The organism is Halomonas sp. HG01 (assembly GCF_000968715.2).
GTDB lineage: Bacteria > Pseudomonadota > Gammaproteobacteria > Pseudomonadales > Halomonadaceae > Halomonas > Halomonas halophila.
This window is the reverse complement of the sequence record NZ_CP022134.1, coordinates 1,836,111-1,852,532: the sequence shown is the minus strand read 5'-3', so window position 1 is coordinate 1,852,532 and position 16,422 is coordinate 1,836,111. Positions and strand designations below refer to the sequence as shown.

Annotated in this window: 16 protein-coding genes and 3 tRNA genes; 12 read left to right on the top strand and 7 right to left on the bottom strand. The window is 65.5% G+C overall.

Annotation, left to right across the window (positions count from 1 at the left end; genetic code table 11):
* Positions 1-18: 18 nt before the first annotated feature.
* A complete protein-coding gene (phnD, locus tag UN84_RS08725) occupies positions 19-1,020 on the bottom strand; it encodes a phosphate/phosphite/phosphonate ABC transporter substrate-binding protein (protein ID WP_082090964.1) in 1,002 nt (333 codons plus the stop codon).
* Positions 1,021-1,143: 123 nt separating this feature from the next.
* On the opposite strand from phnD, the gene UN84_RS08720 reads away from it, so the two are divergent.
* Positions 1,144-1,731 (top strand): histidine phosphatase family protein, encoded by a 588-nt coding sequence (locus UN84_RS08720; protein WP_046080274.1) that lies wholly within the window; start codon positions 1,144-1,146, stop codon positions 1,729-1,731.
* Positions 1,732-1,768: 37 nt separating this feature from the next.
* Here the strand turns inward: UN84_RS08720 and glpD are convergent, their stop codons facing one another.
* A complete protein-coding gene (gene glpD, locus UN84_RS08715; RefSeq protein ID WP_046080275.1) occupies positions 1,769-3,307 on the bottom strand; it encodes a glycerol-3-phosphate dehydrogenase in 1,539 nt (512 codons plus the stop codon).
* A 153-nt stretch (positions 3,308-3,460) separates the two neighbouring features.
* On the bottom strand, positions 3,461-4,219 hold the full coding sequence (locus tag UN84_RS08710) for a DeoR/GlpR family transcriptional regulator (RefSeq protein ID WP_035598632.1): 759 nt from the start codon (positions 4,217-4,219) through the stop codon (positions 3,461-3,463).
* Positions 4,220-4,433: 214 nt separating this feature from the next.
* On the opposite strand from UN84_RS08710, the gene glpK reads away from it, so the two are divergent.
* From glpK to UN84_RS08690, 4 genes are all read left to right on the top strand, one after another.
* The gene (gene glpK / locus UN84_RS08705) at positions 4,434-5,942 is read left to right on the top strand and encodes a glycerol kinase GlpK (RefSeq protein ID WP_046080276.1); all 1,509 of its coding nucleotides are present in this window, start codon (positions 4,434-4,436) and stop codon (positions 5,940-5,942) included.
* A 111-nt stretch (positions 5,943-6,053) separates the two neighbouring features.
* A tRNA-Val gene (locus tag UN84_RS08700) sits at positions 6,054-6,130 on the top strand.
* Between the two features lie 21 nt (positions 6,131-6,151).
* Positions 6,152-6,228: transfer RNA gene (locus UN84_RS08695), tRNA-Val, on the top strand.
* Between the two features lie 21 nt (positions 6,229-6,249).
* Positions 6,250-6,326 (top strand) — tRNA-Val (locus UN84_RS08690).
* Between the two features lie 125 nt (positions 6,327-6,451).
* Here the strand turns inward: UN84_RS08690 and UN84_RS08685 are convergent.
* The 4 genes from UN84_RS08685 to UN84_RS08670 form a co-directional block, all read right to left on the bottom strand.
* Entirely contained in the window at positions 6,452-6,907 is a 456-nt protein-coding gene (locus UN84_RS08685; RefSeq protein WP_046080277.1) for a GAF domain-containing protein, read from the bottom strand.
* Positions 6,908-6,993: 86 nt separating this feature from the next.
* A complete protein-coding gene (locus UN84_RS08680; protein ID WP_046080278.1) occupies positions 6,994-7,809 on the bottom strand; it encodes a MetQ/NlpA family ABC transporter substrate-binding protein in 816 nt (271 codons plus the stop codon).
* A gap of 234 nt (positions 7,810-8,043) precedes the next feature.
* A complete protein-coding gene (locus UN84_RS08675) occupies positions 8,044-8,697 on the bottom strand; it encodes a methionine ABC transporter permease (protein ID WP_035598641.1) in 654 nt (217 codons plus the stop codon).
* The gene (locus UN84_RS08670; protein WP_035598734.1) at positions 8,678-9,727 is read right to left on the bottom strand and encodes a methionine ABC transporter ATP-binding protein; all 1,050 of its coding nucleotides are present in this window, start codon (positions 9,725-9,727) and stop codon (positions 8,678-8,680) included. The genes UN84_RS08675 and UN84_RS08670 overlap by 20 nt, the downstream gene beginning before the upstream one ends.
* Positions 9,728-10,170: 443 nt before the next feature.
* On the opposite strand from UN84_RS08670, the gene UN84_RS08665 reads away from it, so the two are divergent.
* From UN84_RS08665 to UN84_RS08635, 7 genes are all read left to right on the top strand, one after another.
* The gene (locus tag UN84_RS08665) at positions 10,171-10,800 is read left to right on the top strand and encodes a riboflavin synthase (RefSeq protein ID WP_046080279.1); all 630 of its coding nucleotides are present in this window, start codon (positions 10,171-10,173) and stop codon (positions 10,798-10,800) included.
* A gap of 181 nt (positions 10,801-10,981) precedes the next feature.
* Entirely contained in the window at positions 10,982-12,286 is a 1,305-nt protein-coding gene (locus UN84_RS08660) for an NCS2 family permease (RefSeq protein ID WP_035598646.1), read from the top strand.
* A gap of 21 nt (positions 12,287-12,307) precedes the next feature.
* Positions 12,308-12,853: an adenine phosphoribosyltransferase gene (locus UN84_RS08655; protein WP_016854700.1), complete on the top strand. Its 546-nt coding sequence runs from the start codon at positions 12,308-12,310 to the stop codon at positions 12,851-12,853.
* Positions 12,854-12,857: 4 nt separating this feature from the next.
* Entirely contained in the window at positions 12,858-13,337 is a 480-nt protein-coding gene (gene gpt / locus UN84_RS08650) for a xanthine phosphoribosyltransferase (RefSeq protein WP_046080528.1), read from the top strand.
* A gap of 3 nt (positions 13,338-13,340) precedes the next feature.
* The gene (ung, locus tag UN84_RS08645; protein WP_046080280.1) at positions 13,341-14,027 is read left to right on the top strand and encodes a uracil-DNA glycosylase; all 687 of its coding nucleotides are present in this window, start codon (positions 13,341-13,343) and stop codon (positions 14,025-14,027) included.
* 226 nt (positions 14,028-14,253) lie between these two features.
* Positions 14,254-14,883 (top strand): uracil phosphoribosyltransferase, encoded by a 630-nt coding sequence (gene upp, locus UN84_RS08640; RefSeq protein ID WP_046080281.1) that lies wholly within the window; start codon positions 14,254-14,256, stop codon positions 14,881-14,883.
* A 219-nt stretch (positions 14,884-15,102) separates the two neighbouring features.
* Entirely contained in the window at positions 15,103-16,347 is a 1,245-nt protein-coding gene (locus tag UN84_RS08635; protein ID WP_046080282.1) for a uracil-xanthine permease family protein, read from the top strand.
* Positions 16,348-16,422 lie beyond the last annotated feature (75 nt).

Below are 16,422 nucleotides of genomic sequence, written 5' to 3'. Positions count from 1 at the left end.
GCCGCTGACTCGTGAAGGTTACTGGAGGTTGTCGGGGGTGTACTCGACGCCGTTGGCACTCTGGATCGTGCGGATGACCTTCCAGTTGTCCTGATAGTTGATGGGGACGAACTTCTCGACGCCCTCGAATTCCTCGCCAAGCTCGGTGCCTGTGAACTCGAAGCTGAAGAAGGCCTCCTCGATCTTCTCGACCAGGTCGGGATGCAGGTTGTGGGCGTAGTTGTAGGAAGTGGTCGGGAAGCTGTCCGACTCGTAGATGATCTTGACGTCTTCCGGATCGTAGAGGCCGCGGGCGGCCATGCGATCGACCACCTCCGAGGCCACCGGAGCCGCGTCGTAGTCCTGGGCCACTACCCCGAGCATGGATTGATCATGACTGCCGGAGTACACCACCTCATAGTCTTCGCCGGGCACGATGTCCATTTCGGGGAACAGTGCCCGCGGCGCCTGGTTGCCGGAGTTGGAGGTCGGCGAGGTGTGGGCGACGCGCTTGCCCCTCAGGTCCTCCATCTCGTCGATGCCGGAATCGACGTGGGTATAGAGCTGCAGGGTGTAGCCGAAGCGACCGTCGTCAGAGCCCATCAGCGCGAAGGGCACGGCGCCCGCCAGGTTGACGGCGAAGGGGGTCGGGCCGGTGGAGAAGCCGGCGATGTGCAGGCGGCCGCTGCGCATGGCCTCGACCTGGGCCGAGTTGGACTGCACGGCGAAGAAGCGCACGTCGCGTTCGGTCACCTCCTCGAGGTGCTCGATAAACGGCTGCCAGATGTCGGAGTAGATGGCCGGATCCTCGACCGGAGTGTAGGCGAAGATCAGCGTGTCGGGATTGGCCCATTCGGACTCGTCTGTCGGCCGGTCGGCGACCATGTCGCCATTCTCGTCGCAGTAGATATTGGCCAGTGCGCCGCGCTCGCACTCCTCCTGCGCCTGGGCCTGGCTCGCCAGCATGGCCAGCGGCAGCAGCGTGGAGAGGGCGATGGGGACGAGCGAGCGATTTCCGGGGCGAGCGGAAGGGTAGATCATGGCGTGCCTCACGATTATTGTTTTAGGGCATGTGGTGTGTTGCATGTTCGGATATCGACATCAGCGAGCCACTGATGATTGATTCCGAATAACCTCTTTCAATCTAGGGTTTGTTACGAAACCATGTCAAACACTTTCCCCGGCGCCGACGGCGCCTGGCGCAACCGCTACCTGCTGATGCGTCACGGGCACAGCCAGGCCAACCAGGAGGGGCGGATCATCAGCTCGCCCGCGCTCGGCCTGACGGGGTTCGGCCTCTCGTCCCAGGGGCATGCTCAGCTCGACCAACTGCTGGCCGACTGGCGCTGGGCCAGGCCCCGGCGCATCCTGCACTCGGACTTTCTGCGGACCGCCGAGACTGCCGAGCGCGTCGCCACGCATTTCGGCCTGGCGCTCACCGTCGAGCCGCGCCTGCGGGAGCGTCATTTCGGCGAGCTCGAGGGGCAAAGCGACGCGCGCTATGCCGAGGTCTGGGCGCTCGACGCTCAGGATCCGACGCTGCGCCAAGGGGGCGTCGAGGCCGTGGCCGAGGTGGCGGCGCGCATGCGCGCCGTGATCGACGAGATGGAGGCGCGCCACCGCGACGAGACGATCCTGCTGGTCAGCCACGGCGATCCGCTGCAGATCCTGCTGACCGCCCTGGAGGGGCGCGCGCTGAGCCTGCACCGGGAGCGGGAGCCCCTGGCGCCGGCCAGCATCACGTCTCTATAAGTTCGCCGTCGCCACAACGACGCGCCTGGGGCCGGGCTCAGGCGGGGTGGCGGGCGCCCGCATCCGATGTCTCGGGGCCGAGCGTGGCGGACGGTAGTGCGGCCTCGAGGTAGTCGCTCAATCGCTGTCGCTCGGTGTCGGTGACTCGAAGCGCCAGCTTGGTGCGTCGCCAGAGAATGTCCTCGGCGCTGCGTGCCCACTCCTGCTCGACCAGATAGTCGACCTCGGCGGCGGTCAGGCCGGCCCCGAAGGCCTCACCCAGGGCCGCCTGACTGTCGCGGCCGTCGAGGAAGGCTCGGCACAAGGTGCCGTAGGTGCGGGAGAAGCGACGCGCCTGGTGGGCTTCCAGATAGGGATAGTCGACGAGCAGACGAGCCTCGAAGCTCGTTGGGTCGTCGATCTCGCCCCCTGGCAGCGGTGCCGCGGCAGTCCAGGGAGGGTGCATCCCGGTCAGGAAGGGGGAAAGCATCTCGAGGGCCGCCTCGGCCAGCTTGCGGTAGGTGGTGATCTTGCCACCGAAGACCGACAGCAGCGGGGCGCCATGAGTGTCGAGGTCCAGGGTGTAGTCCCGGGTCATGGCCGACGGGTCGGCGGACTCGTCATCGCAGAGCGGGCGCACGCCGGCGAAGGTGCGGATGACATCGTGGCGGGTCAGGGGAGTCTCGAAGTGGTCGTTGACGACATCGAGCAGATAGTCGATTTCCTCGTCGCTGGCTTCGACCCGGGCGGGATCGCCCTGGTATCGCCGGTCCGTGGTGCCGATCAGGCTGAAATCTTCCTCGTAGGGCAGCACGAAGACGATGCGCTTGTCGGTGTTCTGCAGAATGAAGGCGCGATCGTCGTGATTGCGCCGCGGGACGATGAGGTGGCTACCCTGGATCATGCGTACGCCGTAACGCGACGTGCGCGGTGTCATGCCGCGAATGACGCCTTCCACCCAAGGGCCTGCCGCATTGATCAGCGTGCGCGCGTGTCGCGTGAAGCGCGTGCCGCTTTCCGCGTGCTCCAGTTCGATTTCCCAGTGGCCATCGACCTCCCGAGCGTTGACGCATCGGGTGCCGACCATGATCTCGGCGCCTTGTTCGCGCGCCTGGATGGCGTTGAGGACCACGAGTCGAGCGTCGTCTACCCAGCAGTCGGAATACTCGAATCCTCGGGACAGATCGGTGGACAGTCCCAGTTCCGGCGTCAGGCGGAGCCCCTGTGACGCCGGCAGGCGTTCACGCCTGCCGAGATGGTCATACAGGAACAGGCCGGCACGGAGCATCCAGGCCGGACGCAGATGGGAGCGGTGGGGCAGGATGAAGCGCAGTGGCCAGATGATGTGGGGCGCCTTGGCGAGCAGTACCTCACGTTCGCGCAGCGCCTCGCGCACCAGTCGGAATTCGTGATGTTCCAGGTAGCGCAGTCCGCCATGGATCAGTTTGCTGCTGGCGGACGAGGTGGCACTTGCCAGGTCCGATTGTTCGCAAAGGCCGACCGAGAGGTCGCGCCCGGCCGCATCGGCGGCGATGCCGGCGCCATTGATGCCGCCGCCGATCACGAACAGATCCAGAATGTCGGGAGACGTCGCCATATCATGCTCCGTCGGGCGCAGGCCCTTGTGAAATATCGGTGATGTTGGAAAGCGAAAATAGGGTATTTGGAAGCGAACATCAAGCGGGCGTCATGCGAACCGCGTTGCCCCGAACGAGGGGGCTGGCGGCGGCGGAGGGCGGGCAGGGTGCGCTCAGGCGAGGTGCAGGGCGACGTCGTGCTGGCGAAGCAGTTCCTGGATGCGCTCAGAAGGCGGTCGGTCGGTGAACAGCGCATCGAGCTGGGAGAGGTTGCCCTGGCGCACGACGGGGTTGCGCTGAAACTTGGAATGGTCGGCGGCCAGGAAGACCTGACGAGAGTTCTGGATGATCGCCTGGGCCACGCGGACTTCCTGGTAATCGAACTCGAGCAGCGAGCCGTCTTCGTCGATGCCGCTGATGCCGATGATCCCGAAGTCGACCTTGAACTGATGGATGAAGTCGATGGTCGCCTCGCCGATGATGCCGCCGTCCCGCGAGCGGACCTGGCCGCCGGCGACGATAACGTTGAAATCTTCCTTGCGCTGGAGGATGGCGGCCACGTTGAGGTTGTTGGTGATGACCTCGAGGCCGCTGTGATCGAGCAGGGCTTCGGCAACGACTTCGTTGCTGGTGCCGATGTTGATGAAGAGCGAAGCGTGATCGGGGATATGCTGGGCGAGCAGATGCGCGATGCGCTGCTTGGCTTCCAGGTTCAGGTTCTTGCGCATCGCATAGGCGGTGTTGACCGTGCTGGATTCGAGGCCGGCGCCGCCGTGAACACGCCGGAGCTGGCCTTCCCCGGACAGTCGGTTGAGATCGCGGCGGATCGTCTGCGGGGTGACGGCGAAATGCTCGGTGAGCTGCTCGATGCTGGCGTAGCCCTGGCGTCGAACGAGTTCGACGATGCTGTCCTGGCGCTGCTGTGGGGTCATGCTAACTCCTTGAAGGTTGGCTATCTGCGCCAACCCGGACGCCGCTGCAGGCTGATGCTCGGCCCGTGGGGGCGCCGAAAGTCTTAGTCGTGAGGCGGCATCGCCAATTGAGTGCTATCAGTCGCTAGCGTAATCTTTTGATCATAATTGAACATTTTTCGGTGAAAAAGCGAAAGTGTTCCCGTGACAACGAGCCATCTCAGGATGCTTTCTCATGGCTTCTTACCTGCTTGCTATCGACCAGGGGACCACCAGCTCGCGCGCGATACTCTTCGATCGAGAGAGTCGCGGCATCGCGATGGCCCAGAGCGAGTTTCCTCAGCGGTTTCCGGCCGACGGATGGGTCGAGCACGACCCCGAAGCCATCTGGGAGAGCGTGCTGGCGACCTGTCGCGAGGTGATCGCCGAGCAAGGAGTGGCCATCGAGGAGATCGCCGGGATCGGCATCACCAATCAGCGGGAGACCACGCTGCTGTGGGATCGGGAAACCGGCAAGCCGCTTCACGACGCGATCGTATGGCAGGATCGGCGTACCGCCGAACACTGCCAGCGGCTTAGAGACGCCGGGCATGCCGAGCTGGTGCAGGCGCGTACCGGGCTTCTGATCGATCCCTATTTCTCGGCCACCAAGCTGGCCTGGCTGCTGGATAACGTCGAGGGTGCCCGGGAGCGAGCCGAGCGTGGCGAGCTGGCATTCGGCACGGTGGATACCTTCCTGATCTGGCGTCTCACCGGTGGCCGGGTGCACGCGACGGATGCGACCAATGCGTCGCGCACAGCACTGTTCGACATTCATTCGCAGCGCTGGGACCCGGATCTGATGGCGCTGTTCGATATCCCGGCCAGCCTGCTACCCGAGGTCAAGGACTCCAGTGACGACTTCGGTCGCACCGATGCCCATTGGTTCGGCGGCGAGCTGCCCATTGCCGGGGTGGCGGGTGACCAGCAGGCGGCCCTAGTGGGCCAGGCTTGCTTTCGCCCCGGCATGGGCAAGAGCACCTATGGCACCGGCTGCTTCATGATCGTCAACACCGGCGAGCGGGCGGAAGTCTCGCGGAATCGCCTGCTCACGACAGTGGGTTATCGCCTGAATGGCGTTCCGACCTATGCCATGGAGGGCAGTATCTTCGTGGCTGGAGCGACCGTCCAATGGCTGCGTGACGGGCTGAAGCTGTTCGCCGATGCGTCCGAGACCGAGTCCCTGGCGCGTGAGACCAAGAGTAGTAACAGCGTGTACCTGGTGCCGGCCTTTACCGGGTTGGGGGCGCCGCACTGGGATCCCAAGGCCCGCGGTGCGATCCTCGGGCTGACCCGAGACACCGGCATTGCCGATATCGTGGCCGCCGGCCTCCAGGCGGTCTGCTATCAGACGCGGGATCTGCAGGTGTGCATGAGTGACGACATGCGCACGCCGCCGGGCACCCTTCGGGTGGATGGCGGCATGGTGGTCAATGGCTGGGTGATGCAGTTTCTGGCCGACATGCTGGGCGTGCAGGTGGACCGTCCGGGCATTCTCGAGACCACGGCGCTTGGGGCGGCTTATCTGGCCGGTCTGCGACTTGGCTGGTACCGGGATCTCGAGGAGATAGCGGCACTCTGGCAGAGCGAGCGCAGCTTCTTCCCGTCAATGGAGGAGGGCGAGCGCGAGCGCCTCTATAGCGGTTGGCTGGAAGCGGTGGAACGCGTGCGCTGTGATCCTGAAGGTGCAGCGCCAAGCTCCTGATCCACCGTGACTTGTTTGTGTCGTGCCTGGAAAAAGCGCTTGCATATTTTCGCAGGGTCCGTAAAATACGCATCCGTTGTCACGGCACAGATCGCCGGAAACAGCGACAGTAGGACCATAGCTCAGTTGGTTAGAGCGCCACGTTGACATCGTGGAGGTCGGCGGTTCAAATCCGCCTGGTCCTACCAACGCGACACGACATCGATAGCAGGACCATAGCTCAGTTGGTTAGAGCGCCACGTTGACATCGTGGAGGTCGGCGGTTCAAATCCGCCTGGTCCTACCATCGCGCCGCGACATCGACAGCAGGACCATAGCTCAGTTGGTTAGAGCGCCACGTTGACATCGTGGAGGTCGGCGGTTCAAATCCGCCTGGTCCTACCAGATTCCGCAAAAACGCCCCGAGGCTTACGCTTCGGGGCGTTTTTCGTTGTGCCTATGGCTCGGGCGGGGGGGGGGCGATGCGCTTCCGCCCGGCGGCATTTGCGGCCGCCGGGCGGAGCAAGTCCCTAGCCGAGATCGCTGCGCTCGATGAACACCTTCACCAGGGCCTCGAGGCCGGCCTGGTCGTCGGCGCCGAAGCGGCTGCGGGTCGGGCTGTCCAGGTCGAGCACGCCCCACAGGCGGTCGTTGACCACGATCGGGATCACCAGCTCGGCCCGGGAGGCGGCGTCACAGGCGATGTGGTCGGGGATAGCGTGGACGTCCTCGACGCGCTGTGTCTCGCGGGAGCGCGCCGCGGCGCCGCACACGCCCTTGCTGAACGGAATCGGATGGCAGGCGGGCTGGCCCTGGAAGGGGCCGAGCGACAGCACCTCGGGCTGGCGCTGCAGGTAGAAGCCGGCCCAGTTCAACTCGGGCACCTGCTGCATGATGAAGGCGCAGGTCTGGGCACTGTTGGTCAGCCAGTCACGGGTGTCCAGCAGGGCGTCGAGCTGGCGGGCGAGCAGGGCGTAATCGGTCATGGTCTCTCCTTCAACGACAGGGGCCGGCTCAGCGGCCGGCCCCATCGGTAGCGTGATCTGCGATCGCGCTGGTCTGGTTCTTCGGTTTACTCGGCCTGTTCCGGTTCGTCGATCCAGCCGGGCACGGCGGCGCCGTCGAACAGCTCCTCGGCCTTGGCGGCCACTTCGTCGCTCTGGTAAGCGTCGACCAGCTGCTGGATCGCCTCGCGGTCCTCGTCACCGGCGCGCACGGCGATCAGGTTGACGTAGGGGGAGTCCGGGCCTTCCTTGATCAGGGCATCGTCCAGGCTCAGGCCGGCCGGCTGGGCGAAGGTGTTATTGATGAAGGCCATGTCCACATCGGGCAGCACGCGGGGCAGCTGGGCGGCCTCGATCTCGCGGAAGTCGAAGTCGTGCGGGTTCTCGACCACGTTCAGCGGGGTGGCCTCGAGGTTCGCCGGATCGTCCAGGGTGATCAGGCCCAGCTCGTGCATCAGGATCAGCGAGCGGCCCTCGTTGGTCGGGTCGTTGGGCAGGGCGATGGTGGCGCCGTCCGGCAGCGCGTCGATGCTGTCGAACTTCTCGGAGTAGGCGCCGATCGGATAGACGAAGGTGCGGCCGGCGATGGCGAAGTCGTAGCCGCGGTCGTCGATCATCGACTGCATGTACGGCTCGTGCTGGTAGGCGTTGGCATCCAGGCTGCCGTCGGCCAGCGCGGCGTTGGGCGTGACGTAATCGGTGAACTCGACGATCTCGACGTCCAGGCCGTACTCGCGCTCGGCGACGTCGGCGGCGACCTGCATGACGTCGGTCTCGGGGCCGGCCACGGTGCCGACCTTGATGCCGTGCTCGTCGGCGTTGGCCTGGCCGATCGCGAGGGCCAGGGCGGAAGCGGCGAGGCCGCCGATCAGGATGCTGCGCATATATTAAACCTCCTATCGTATTGCTTTGATACTAAAGGAATAAGCAGGGTAATTTAAATATCTTTTCGTTATTTGCCAGATGCCATCTCGAAGGGTGGCGCTGATTGACGTCGCGAGCGAAGACAGGCTGGTTGCCGCCGGAGCGCAGCTCCCGGAGTGTAGCCTGCTACATGAGGAGAGCGAGCACCGCCGGCGGCCAGGATGTCGAGCGCAGCAGTCAATCAGTGTCGGCCCTCACTTGTGATCGCTCTTGCGCACTAGATAGTCCCCCAGGCTCTGGAAGCCCTGCACCATGACCACCAGGATCACCACGGTGATGAGCATGATGGTGGGGTTGAAGCGATTGTAGCCGTAGCGGATGCCTAGATCGCCCAGGCCGCCGCCGCCTACCGCGCCGGCCATGGCGGAGTAGCTGATCAGGGTCACGACGGTCACGGTCAGGGCGGTGAAGATACCGCCGCGGGCTTCGGGAAGCAGCACTCGGGTGATGATCTGCCAGGGCGTGGCGCCCATGGACTGGGCGGCTTCCACCAGGCCCGGCGGGATCTCGTTCAGCGCGCCTTCGACCAGGCGTGCCACGAACGGGATGGCGGCGATGGTCAGCGGCACCACCGCGGCGTTGGTGCCGATGGAGGAGCCGACCAGGGTGCGGGTGAAGGGGATGATGGCCACCATCAGTATGATGAAGGGCACCGAGCGGCCGACGTTGGTGATGATGCCCAGCACGCCGTTGAGCGCCGGCTGGGCCAGTACCTGGCGGGGTCGGGTGACGTTGAGCAGCACGCCTAGCGGGATGCCCACCGCGGCGGAGATCAGTCCGGAGATCGCCACCATGTAGAGGGTGTCTAGGGTGGCTTCGAGGATCAGTTCAATCATCGCGCTGGACATGGCCGAGCACCTCCACCTTCAGGTCATGGGTTTCCAGGTAGGCGATGGCGCGACGCGTCTCGTCCGCGTCGCCCATCAGTTCGGCGATCATCAGGCCCAGGGTGCGATCCTGGATCGACTCCACCTTGGCCTGAAGAATGCTGACGTCGACGCCGCACTCACGGGCCAGCCGCGAGATCAGCGGCGTGGAGACGGCGTCGCCGGAGAAGGCCAGGCGTACCACCGGATGCGTCTTCGCACCGGGCGACTCCTCAAGGCGTTCGACCAGCGTGCGTGGCGGCTCGAGCTCGAGGAAGTCGTTGAGGAAGTCGCGCCCAAGCCGGGTGCCGGGGGCGGTGAAGAAGTCGCCGACGTCGGCTTCCTCGACCAGCTCGCCGCCGGAGATCAGGCTGACGCGATGGCAGATGGTCTTGACCACCTCCATCTCGTGAGTGATCAGCAGGATGGTCAGCCCGAGCTTCTGGTTGATGTCCTGCAGCAGCTCCAGGATCGCGCCGGTGGTATGCGGGTCGAGCGCCGAGGTGGCCTCGTCGCACAGCAGCACCCGCGGACGGCTGGCCAGCGCCCGGGCGATGGCCACGCGCTGCTTCTGGCCGCCGGAGAGCTGGGCCGGGTAGTGGCTGGCCTTGTCGGCCAGGCCGACGAGCTCCAGCAGTGGCGTGACGCGCTCGCGGATTTCCGCTTTCTTCACGCCCATCAGCTCCAGCGGCAGCGCGACGTTGTCGAAGACGGTGCGCGAGGTCAGCAGGTTGAAATGCTGGAAGATCATGCCGATGCGATGGCGCGCCTGGTTGAGCGCGTCGCGGGACAGGCCGGTGAGTTCCTGGCCGTCCACCGTGACGGTGCCCGTGGTGGGGCGCTCGAGCAGGTTCACGCAGCGGATCAGGGTCGACTTGCCGGCGCCGGACAGGCCGATCACGCCGTGGATCTGCCCCTGGGGCACGTGCAGGTCAACGGGCTTGAGCGCTTCGACGCCGTCGCGCTTGCCCTTGGTGAAGTAGGTCTTGGATACGTTCTGGAGTCGAATCATCTGGGCCACCGGGGTGGCGCCGGGGGAGGGGCGGGCCGTCAGCCGGCGAGCGGCCAAAAAAAAGGCCACCCTGACGGGTGGCCATCAACGCTGGACACACCCTTTTAGCTGCACTTCCTGCCGCACGGCTCGAAAACCATGCGTCAGCGGCGCCCGCAATCCGGGTCCAAATCGGCGCCGTCAAAATGTGCGCGTATCCTAGGGTTCGAACGGGCGTATGTCAAACCATTTGGTCCAAGTTGGTGTTCGCTAGCCGGGCTGATGGTGAGAATACCCAGAAAAACGCCTGAGACAGGAAAAACGTCTGGCGTAAGGGGCAGGGAGGGGCATCCGGTCGCTCCCGCGCCTCACCGGTGCCGCCATGGACGCCAGGTGTTGCCTTTCCCTACACTGATCGCCTTTGCGCCCGTCCGGGCGGCATGACACGAGAGGAAGATCAGCACATGTTCACAGGCATCGTGCAGGGCATCGCCGAGGTAGTGGCCATCGAGGAGGCGGAAGCCTTCCGCACTCATGTAGTGCGCCTGCCGGGGGCGCTGGGCGAGGGGCTCGAGATCGGCGCCTCGGTGGCCCACAACGGGGTCTGCCTGACCGTCACCGAGATCGAGGGCGAGCGCGTCAGCTTCGACCTGATGCGCGAGACGCTGCGCGTCACCAACCTCGGCGAGCTGGCCGTCGGCGACCGGGTCAACGTCGAGCGCGCGGCGCTCTTCGGTGACGAGATCGGCGGCCACGCCATGTCAGGCCACGTGATCGCCACCGCCGAGCTGGTGTCCCTCGACGAGGCGCCCAACAACCGCCGGCTGTGGTTCGAGCTGCCGGAGTCTCTGGGCCGCTTCGTGTTCGACAAGGGCTACATCGGCGTCGACGGCGCCAGCCTGACCATCGGCGAGGCGCGGCCGGCCACTGCCGAGCACGCCCCGCGCTTCTGCGTCGATCTGATCCCCGAGACCCTGGCGCGCACCGTGCTTGCCGACCGGGTGCCGGGCGACCGCGTCAACATCGAGATCGATCCCCAGACCCAGGCCATCGTCGAGACGGTGGAGCGGGTGATGGCCTCTCGCGACGCCTGAGGCGTTCAGCGTGCGTTGGCCAGTCGGCTGGCCAGCGTTCCAAGCATCCCTTATATATCAGGAAGCCGTGCCGCATCGCCGGTAGCGGATGGCGCCTCGATTCCCGGGACGCCATCCGCTACCATGTGCGGCTTTTCTCGCACCCAGCAGGACGCCAAGCGCCGCACAGGACGAATTCTCCATGCAGAAAAGCCTGATCGAACGTCACTTCAAGCTCGCCGAACACGGCACGAACGCGAAGACCGAGATCATCGCCGGGATCACCACCTTCCTGACGATGGCCTACATCATCTTCGTCAATCCGAGCATCCTCTCCGAATCCGGCATGGACTACGGTGCGGTGTTCGTGGCCACCTGTCTGGCCTCCGCGGTGGGCTGTCTCATCATGGGGCTGTGGGCCAACTATCCCATCGCCCTGGCGCCCGGTATGGGTCTCAACGCCTTCTTCACCTATGGCGTGGTGATGGGGATGGGCTACAGCTGGGAAGCGGCGCTGGGCGCGGTCTTCCTGTCCGGTTTCACCTTCTTCCTGCTTAGCGTGTTCCGCATCCGCGAGTGGATCATCAACTCGATTCCCATGTCGCTGCGCCTGGGGATCGCCGCCGGTATCGGCCTGTTCCTGGCCATGATCGCGCTGCAGAATTCCGGCATCGTGGTGGCCAACGAGGCAACCTACGTGGCTCTCGGCGATCTGTCCGAGCCCGCGGCGCTCTACGCGCTGCTCGGCTTCTTCGTGATCACGGCGCTGGCACACCTGCGCGTCACCGGCGCGGTGATGATCGGCATCCTCGGCATCACCGCGCTGTCGATGCTGCTCGGCCATAACGAGTTCGGCGGCATCGTCTCCATGCCGCCCTCCATCGCGCCGACCCTGATGCAGCTCGACCTGGCCGGTGCCCTGGATGTGGCCATGCTCAGCGTGGTGTTCGCCTTCCTGTTCGTCGACCTGTTCGATACCTCCGGCACCCTGATCGGCGTCGCCCATCGGGGCGGCCTGCTCGACAAGGACGGCAAGCTGCCGCGTATCGGCCGCGCCATGATGGCCGACAGCGGCGCCTCCATGGCCGGTGCCGCGCTCGGTACCTCGACCACCACCAGCTACATCGAGTCCACCGCCGGCATCATCTCCGGCGGACGCACCGGTCTGACCGCCGTGGTGGTCGGCGTGCTGTTCTTGATCAGCCTGTTCTTCTCGCCGCTGGCGGGCTCCATCCCGGCCTTCGCCACCGCCGGCGCGCTGCTCTACGTGGCGGTGCTGATGGCGGGCAGCCTGGCCCACGCCGACTGGAACGACGCCACCGAGGCGGCGCCGGTGCTGATTGCGGCACTCGCCATGCCGCTGACCTTTTCCATTGCCGAGGGCATCGCCCTGGGCTTCGTCAGCTACGCCGCCATCAAGGCCCTGTCCGGTCGCTTCCGCGACCTGAATCCGGCCGTGGTGGTGCTGGCGCTGGTCTTCAGCGCCAAGCTGCTGTTCCTCGACTGACACCGACCGACGAGAATCGTGATGAGCATCTACGGCGACTACATCAAGTCCGTCATCCGCACCGTACCCGACTGGCCGCAGCCGGGCGTCAACTTCCGTGACATCACGCCGCTGCTGCAGAACAGCTCGGCCTTCCGCAAGCTGATCGACAGCTTCGTGCACCGCTACCAGGACCTGGAGCTCGACGCCATCGCCGCCATCGACGCGCGCGGCTTCATCGTCGGCGCGCCGCTGGCCTACGAGCTGGGCTGCAGCTTCGTGCCGGTGCGCAAGAAGGGCAAGCTGCCGTTCAAGACCATCAGCGAGACCTATACGCTGGAATACGGCGAAGCCGAGGTCGAGCTGCACAGCGACGCCTTCCGCGAGGGCGACCGCATCCTGGTGGTCGACGACCTGATCGCCACCGGTGGCACCATGCTGGCCGCGGCCAAGCTGATCACCCGCAGCGGCGGCCATGTGGTGGAGACGTCCACCATCGTAGACCTCCCGGACCTGGGTGGCGCCGATCGTATTCGCGAGGCCGGTTTCAACGTCTTCGCGGTCTGTTCCTTCACCGAGGACGAGTGACGCCATCATGAGTCATCGCTATCACCAGCACTTCACCGTGTCCTGGGACCAGCTGCACCGGGACGTGCGCGAGCTTTGCCATCGACTGGTCGAGCGCGACTTCCAGGGCATCGTCGCCATCACCCGCGGCGGCCTGATTCCGGCGGCGCTGATCGCCCGCGAGCTCAATGTGCGACTGATCGACACCGTCTGTATCAAGAGCTACGAGGGGCAGGACCAGGGGGCGCTCGAGGTGATGAAGGGCGTCGACCAAGACGGCGACGGCTGGCTGCTGGTGGACGATCTCGTCGATACCGGCAAGACGGCGCGCAAGGTACGCGAGATGCTGCCTCGCGCACACTTCGTCACCGTCTATGCCAAGCCGGAGGGGCGCCCGCTGGTTGACCAGTACCTCACCGAGGTGGCCCAGGACTGCTGGATCCAGTTCCCCTGGGACATGGGGGTGACCTATGTCGAACCCCTGGCCGACCGGATCAAGCGCTGACGCATGAATAGCCCGTTACCCGACAGCTGGCAGCGCTGGCTCGGCGACGAGTTCGCCGCGCCCTACATGCAGGCGCTGCGTGACTTCCTGGCGGCCGAGAAGGCCGCCCGCAAGGTCATCTACCCGCATTCCTCCGACTGGTTTCGCGCCTTCGAGCTGACGCCACTGGATCGGGTCAAGGTGGTGATCCTCGGCCAGGACCCTTACCACGGGCCGGGCCAGGCCCACGGCCTGTGCTTCTCGGTGCGTCCCGGGGTACGCATTCCGCCGTCGCTGGTCAACGTCTACAAGGAGCTGGCCACCGACGTCGACTTCGTGCCCGTCGACCACGGCAACCTGGAGCACTGGGCGCGCCAGGGCGTGCTGCTGCTGAACACCTCGCTGACGGTGGAGCAGGGCAACGCCGGCTCCCATCGCGGCAAGGGCTGGGAGACGTTCACCGATCGCGCCATCGCCACGGTCAGCGAGCACGCCGAGCCCACGGTCTTCCTGCTGTGGGGTAGCCACGCGCGCCAGAAGAAGGCGTTGATCGACACCTCGCGCCATCTGGTGCTGGAGTCGCCGCACCCGTCGCCGCTGTCGGCGCACCGCGGCTTCTTCGGTAACCACCACTTCTCGCGAGCCAATGCCTTCTTCGCCGAGCACGGCCGTGAGCCGGTCGACTGGCAGCTGCCGGCCACGCCGGAGTGACGGACCGCCGTTCCCGGGAGTGGCGACTCGCCCGGGAACGGCCGTTTCCGTCGCTGATTTCGCGTCGTTCAACGCCTGTTCCACGACGATCGAGTCGTGTCGTTCCGCTGTCAACGGTCGCCTTAACCTTGGGCCGGCTTGCGGGTAGAATGGCGCGCGATTTTGCGCACGCCCCGTGTGCGACTAAGCTTGCCGACGAATCCCCACGCCCGAAGAGGTCCGCCCCATGAGTGTCCATGCCATCCAGCATCCCCTGGTCCAGCACAAGCTGGGACTGATGCGCGAGGCCGGTATCAGCACCAAGAGTTTCCGAGAACTGGCCGGCGAGGTGGCCAAGCTGCTGACCTACGAGGCGACCCAGGATCTGGAGCTGGAAACCACCGAGCTCGACGGCTGGAGCGGCAACAAGATTCCCGTCCAGCAGCTCAAGGGCAAGAAGACCACTATCGTGCCGATCCTGCGTGCCGGTCTCGGCATGCTCGACGGCGTCACCGATCTGATTCCCAGTGCGCGGATCAGCGTGGTCGGCCTCTACCGCGACGAGGAGACCCTCGAGCCGGTGCCGTACTTCTCCAAGTTCGCTGGCGAGATGGACGAGCGCATGGCCATCGTCATCGATCCGATGCTGGCCACCGGCGGCACCATGGTCGCGACGCTGGACATGCTGCGCGAGCGCGGCTGCCAGCACATGAAGGTGATCGTGCTGGTGGCCTCGCCCGAGGGCATCGAGCGCGTGCAGGCATCCTACCCGGACATCGAGATCTACACCGCCGCGGTGGATGAGCGCCTGGACGAGCACGGCTACATCGTCCCCGGGCTGGGGGATGCCGGGGACAAGATCTTCGGCACCCGCTGATTGTTGACCGGCACCTGGCTGCGCTCGAACCATTGACAAGAAGCGCCTCGCACGCGAGTCCGATCAAGATGCTCATTTACTTCAGTAAACTCCGCTCTTTCCTCGCTTCTTGCCTTGTCTGGTCGTCGCTCGCCGTGGTGCCCGCTCAACAATAGATTCTTTGCTATGACGCCCCTTCTTCTGGGGCGTTTTTCTGCCTGGCTCTTACGGAGATTTCGGATGACGGAAAGTACCGCTTCCTCGACCGCCCCGACGGTCGAATCCCCGCTGCGTACGCTGATCGTCGGCGCCCAGATGCTGTTCGTGGCCTTCGGCTCGCTGGTGCTGGTGCCGCTGCTGACCGGTCTCGATCCCAACGTGGCGCTGTTCACCGCCGGCATCGGCACCCTGGTGTTCCACGCCGTGACCCGCAACAGCGTGCCGGTGTTTCTGGCCTCGTCCTTCGCCTTCATCGCGCCGATCCAGGGCTCGGTGGCGAGCTTCGGCGTGTCCGCGACCCTCGGCGGGCTGCTGGCCGCCGGCGTGGTCTACATCGTGATCTCTCAGATCGTACGCCTCAAGGGCACCGTCTGGCTGCATCACCTGTTGCCGCCGGTGGTGGTGGGCCCGGTGATCATGGTGATCGGCCTGGCTCTGGCGCCGGTCGCGGTGGACATGGCCACCGGTGGCACCAGCGATGCCATCGGCTACGGCCGAGCGATGGTGCTGTCCATGGCCAGCCTGCTGGTGACCCTGGTGCTGGCGGTGTTCGGCCGCGGCCTGATCCGCCTGATCCCGATCCTCGGCGGCATCGTCACCGGCTATGTGCTGGCCGCGCTGATGGGCGTGGTCGACTACACGCCGGTGCGCGAGGCGGCCTGGCTGGCGATGCCCGAGTTCGTGGCGCCAAGCTTCCACTGGGCGGCGGTGCTGTTCATGATCCCGGTGGCCATCGCCCCGGCGGTGGAGCACATCGGTGACATGATCGCCATCGGCTCGGTGACGCGTCGCAACTACCTGGACAAGCCCGGCCTGCACCGCACCCTGCTGGGCGACGGTCTGGCGACCTGCACGGCCTCGCTGTTCGGCGGCCCGCCCAATACCACCTACTCCGAGGTCACCGGTGCCGTGACCCTGACTCGCGCCTTCAATCCGCGGATCATGGTGGTCACCGCGGTGATCGCCGTGCTGCTGTCGTTCCTCGGCAAACTCGGTGCCGTGCTGCAGACCATTCCCGGCCCGGTGATGGGCGGCATCATGACCCTGCTGTTCGGCTCCATCGCGGTGGTCGGCATGAACACCCTGGTGCGTGCCGGCAAGCCGCTGACCGCACCGCGCAACCTGGTGGTGGTGTCGCTGATCCTGGTCTTCGGCATCGGCGGCATGCAGCTCGGCGGTGGCCAGTTCACGCTGCAGGGCGTCGGCCTCGCCGCGCTGGTGGGTATCCTGCTCAACGCCATCCTGCCGCGCGCCGAAGAGGAATAAGGCCTCGCCGCCGGCGCTGTCGCGGCCGTGACAGCGCCGGCGGCCTTTCTTGTTCCTTCCTGTGTGTTCTCCTCC